At 52.7% G+C, this 4,676-nt stretch carries 4 protein-coding genes; all 4 read left to right on the forward strand.

The genetic code is table 11. The features are described from left to right. The first annotated feature begins 231 nt into the window (after positions 1-231). The 4 genes from HBR94_RS28205 (at position 232) to HBR94_RS28220 (ending at position 4,589) form a co-directional block, all read left to right on the forward strand. Positions 232-567, forward strand: coding sequence for a hypothetical protein (locus tag HBR94_RS28205; protein ID WP_262383441.1), 336 nt, complete (start codon positions 232-234; stop codon positions 565-567). Position 568: 1 nt separating this feature from the next. Further along, positions 569-3,034, forward strand: a complete 2,466-nt coding sequence (locus HBR94_RS28210; protein WP_170045903.1) for a DEAD/DEAH box helicase — start codon at positions 569-571, stop codon at positions 3,032-3,034. Between the two features lie 236 nt (positions 3,035-3,270). Continuing rightward, positions 3,271-4,407: a radical SAM protein gene (locus HBR94_RS28215; protein ID WP_170045904.1), complete on the forward strand. Its 1,137-nt coding sequence runs from the start codon at positions 3,271-3,273 to the stop codon at positions 4,405-4,407. Next, positions 4,407-4,589, forward strand: coding sequence for a hypothetical protein (locus tag HBR94_RS28220; RefSeq protein WP_170045905.1), 183 nt, complete (start codon positions 4,407-4,409; stop codon positions 4,587-4,589). Before HBR94_RS28215 ends, HBR94_RS28220 begins: the two co-directional genes overlap by 1 nt. The last annotated feature ends 87 nt before the right edge of the window (positions 4,590-4,676 follow it).

Below are 4,676 nucleotides of genomic sequence, written 5' to 3' on the forward strand. Positions count from 1 at the left end.
AGCACGAGGTCGGCAGCCTCGCGTTTGAATTCTGCGGAAAAGGTACGGCGTTGTTTGGTCATCTGACACCTCGATCTGGCGAGTATTCTCGCCTAAATGGGTGTCCGGTTTCATTAGACCACTACAGTCTGGATCACCGAGGTCAAGTCGGGCGGCAGAGGGGCGGACAAGACTTCTTGTTCGGCCACAAGTGCTCAATTGCGTTTGGCTCGGGATGACCTTAAGAGGCGTTTGGCTGAGCCGGAGCTCAATCACTGGCTCAATGCGATAAATGCCGCGAAAAATGCGATCCACAACAAAGCTAATTACCGGGACTCGGTTATTGAGATCTTGGAGATGGAAGGTGATTTGGCTGAAGAAGACGGGGCGATTGCTTCGGACAACAATGTGTTTCTGGTCTCTGCCCTGTTCAGCGAAGTGTCCCAGGCTATCGCCGAAAATACCGTGTCAAATTTCACCACCAAGCTGGTAGCTGAAGCTGTGTTCAAAACGGTGTGGGTGCTGTCCCTCCACAAAGGCACCATGGAAAAGCTGGAAGAGTTTTTGAGGCAGGAGGCGGAGCAGTAGCATGGAAGAGCTGACTATCAGGAAACTGGGCAACACCAAGTTCAAGGATCTGTATTTCCAACTCCTCAAGGGAGACGAACTGGGTAACACAGAGATTGTGAAACTTTTGGCGATCGCCGTGCTGCTCCTTAACCACAAGACCCTCGAAATTCGACGTCTCGGCTACCGCATTATCCTGTTTTACGGTAACGCTTCGGGTCAGTACCAGGCGCTGTACGATGTAGCACTCAACAGTGGTCTTCACCCTGTCTCAGCAGTAATCAGCAGCTACTTTTCCGAGGATGATCACCGCAGCGAGTCGTTCATCCGAAACATCGTGGGCAGCTACATCGATACCTTCCGTGATCAAGGCATCGTGCTGACTGAGCAACAGGATGCCCTGCGGACATTTGTTCAGTCGGAGTACCGTAAGTCGTCAGTCGTGGTTGCTCCGACCAGTTACGGTAAATCTGAGCTCATCATCCAATCGGTGAGGGAAAATCCAGGGCAGCGGATCCTGATCCTTGTGCCTTCTAAGGCTCTGCTGGCCCAGACGAAAAAACGGTTGATCTACGCGGACATTGAGGGGTTGGGCAAGGTGGTGACCCATCCCGAGATGTATTCGGTTGAGCGAAAGAACAGGGCATTTGTCCTGACCCAGGAGCGGCTCAACAGGCTCTTGAACGAGAACGCCGGGCTGAGCTTCGATATGGTCTTCGTCGACGAGGCCCACAACCTGCTGCAGAGCGACCGCAGAAATGAGTTACTGGCCGCCATGCTGTGCATCCTGGGGGCTCGTAATCCGGAAACATCATTCAAGTTCCTGACTCCCTTCCTATGCGATGAACTCAACGTCCGTGTGCGCTTCCTGGACATGATCCCGAGCGGATTCAAGATCGACGAGTACATCAAGTCTGAGCGCTTCTACATCAGGGATTTTAGGGGAGGGAGGGGCCAGACGAAGCTCAAGCTCTATGACCATTTCCTGAATGACTGGATGGAGTTCGATCGGAGGTATGCAAACTGCTTCGAGCTCATCAAAGGCGAAGCACTGTCCAAAAACATTGTTTACGGCAACAGGAAGAAAAGCATTGAGTCATTTGCGGTTGAACTGGCAGCCGTGCTGCCGCCCGTAGATTGTCCGCTGATCCAGACGGCCTGTGCCGAGCTAGGAGAGCTTTTTGACCGACGCTACAAACTGATCGGCTGCCTGCGCAAAGGGGTTATGTACCACCATGGTTCGATCCCTGACACCATCCGTCTTTACTTGGAGAACCTCTTCAGTAGCTCCAAGCAGATGAGGTTTCTGGTCTGCAACTCCACGCTTCTGGAAGGGGTGAACCTGCCGATCGAACGACTCTTCGTTTTTGATTTTTTCAAAGGGAAGCAAAAGCTGACGCCATCTCAATTCAAGAACCTGGTCGGACGCGTCAATCGGTTCAGTGAGGTCTTTGCGCCTGGAGCTAAGGCTGCGTTGAGAAAGCTGGAGTCCAGCATCTACCTGTTGGGCGTAAATGGCTACACACGCGAAAATGCAGCGCTTGAGACCTTCTACGATAAATCCGTCAACGTCTCAAAGGTGGTCAAGGACACTGTCAGCAACGTTCTGCTTGAAGCCACCAAGATCATCGATGGGAAGGTGTCGGTTCTCTACGACGACGCCGTGGCTCGTCTAGAGAATCTGCATCCTGGCGTGGTTAAAGATCGAGAGTGTCGTTACGTTACCACTCAGGTGGGCAAGCTCCTCATCGCGAACAGTGTCAGTGAAATTGACGTGTTCTCAGAGGAGCAGGCTATTGAACGGAAGATCAGGCGAGGCATCGAGGCGAACGGCGTCATCAATACCGTTGACAGGCTGATGCTTGCGATCTCCAAATCGTTCGTCGATCACTTCGACGACAGCCGAGAGTACAGCGACCTGGTGCGTCTCAAGCAAGAGCCTGCCCGGAATTTCTACGCCATGATCCTGGATTGGAAGCTGAAGAAACTCAGCGTCAAGCAGACGATCCGACAGACGCTCGCGTACTGGAAAAAGCTGGTCGAGACTAGCCATAGCGATCACGTATTCGTGGGTAAATGGGGTGATACCAAATATCGCGACAGCAAGTACGAGAACTGGGTAAGAATCTCCCAAAAGGATGACGGCGAGCGTATTAACCTGGCAATCGTCCGTCTCAAGGACGAGGACGATTTCTTCGACAACAAGATTTTCAAGTTCGTCGAGGTGCTGAATGGGGTAGGAGCCCTGGATCCAGGGTTCTACAAACTCATCAAATACGGTACCGCGGATGACACCAAGATCAAGCTCATCCGCGATGGCTACAGCCATGGCTTGGCGGATCTGATGCTCGAACGGTACCCCGAAACCGTGCGTGCGACGCTCGGCGGCGAGATCGAAGTAAGCCCTCGCCTAGTCAACATGATGATCAACAACGAGGAAAGCGATCTGCTGATTTTTGAAGCCAAGATGAACCTCAAACCCATCTGATTGAGGATCTTAGAAGCGCCTACGAAGTCGATCAGGATAAGCGATAAATTCTCCGTATGCCGGAAGCTGCGGACAGCGAAACTATTGGCCCTACCATACGAACTTGGCTCCCCCGCGAGCTCAGAAATCAAGCTGTCATCTGGCCATTATTGTTACCTACCAAGGATGGGAGGGTAGGCACCCTAAATGGGCGCTCACTCCATCTGATGATCCGATGGCAAGCAAGGAGAATCGCAGTGAGATCCCAGGTCAGAATCATCAACTCGACGCAGTTACAAAACGCGAACCCGAGTCTTGTAGATCCAGTCGGGTACCGCAAAAGCGGGCTCAGTTTGAATCACATCATTGGCTGTCCACTCGACTGCAGCTACTGCGTTCGTCACCTTTATGGAAATTTCGATCAGCGCACGCCGCAGGCGCTGATGAGCGATGAAGAAGCCTTCCAGCGATTTATCAATCACAGGTATTTCCAGCCTCATATCACACCTATTCAGCTGTTCAACCGGGCCACCGACCCGATGCTCCCCGAGGTCAAGAGTCATACCCACAATCTGCTGCGTATGCTTAATGAGGCTGGGCTAACCAACAATGTGCTTGTTATCACTCGATGGCGTGTATCTCAGGACGATTGCGAGCGCTTCAATACGCTCAGAAATATCAAGCTGACAGTGTTGGTTACGTACTCAGGAATTGATGATCCGAAGATCGAACCCATCAAGTCTTCGATTGCTGCCAACAGCCTGAAGATGCTGTTCCGCCATGCCAGGCACTACAAAGTGGTGTTGTATTGGCGCCCGATCGTTCCAGGGCTAAACGACTCGTCAGAGCACATTGCAAAGGCCGCGGCGCTCGCTAACTATGCCCACGCGACCGTATTTAGCGGGCTGTTCTATCGAAAGGAGATAGCCGAGTTTTACCAGAGCCAAGGAATCCCTGAGCCATACAAAATGACGGCCAGGCGAAAGCTCCTCCCACTGGAAGATGAGCAGAGGCTATTGAGGTTGTACGGGGAGCAGAATCAGGTGACACCGATCTTCCACAAAACCTCTTGCGGAGTCGCCTATGCGCATCTGCAACCCGATTACAACGGACACTTCGGCATCACCGAACTGTGCGATACCTGCCCTAGCTCGCAATTCTCCATCTGTAAGGCGGCATGGAAGAAGCCAGATCAGCAGATTCTCAATCGAATGTGCCACGAGCTGGGTGCTGTGGAAGACCCGCAGGTGAACGACCGTGCGATTGTCGTTCGTGGTCTGGACGAACAGCGTCGTTACTATTTACAGCACTCCCTAGGCTATCAGGTGCACGACGCTGACAAGCCCCACCACTACGCGCGCCATGGCCGCGCCGAGGCAACAAGGAATCTCTGATGCTGAAAACAGACTTCGTCTGGCCCTCTGAACCAATCATCATCGTAGACGTTGAGGGCAATGGACATACGCCACCCGACTTGGTCGAAGTGGGAATCGCCTCATTTCCACCGATGGAAAACCGCGAACTTTTGTCTTGGTTTGTTGGCGCTGATGGAAAATTGACCCACCCTGCCGATTGAAATTTGACCCAGGGCGGATTGCTGATTTTGTTACCAGCAACTGTGGATAAGTCTACCAGCGCAGCTGCTGTTGCCCCCACTCCTTCG

The organism is Pseudomonas sp. WS 5412, from assembly GCF_012985615.1.
Taxonomy (GTDB): domain Bacteria; phylum Pseudomonadota; class Gammaproteobacteria; order Pseudomonadales; family Pseudomonadaceae; genus Aquipseudomonas; species Aquipseudomonas shahriarae.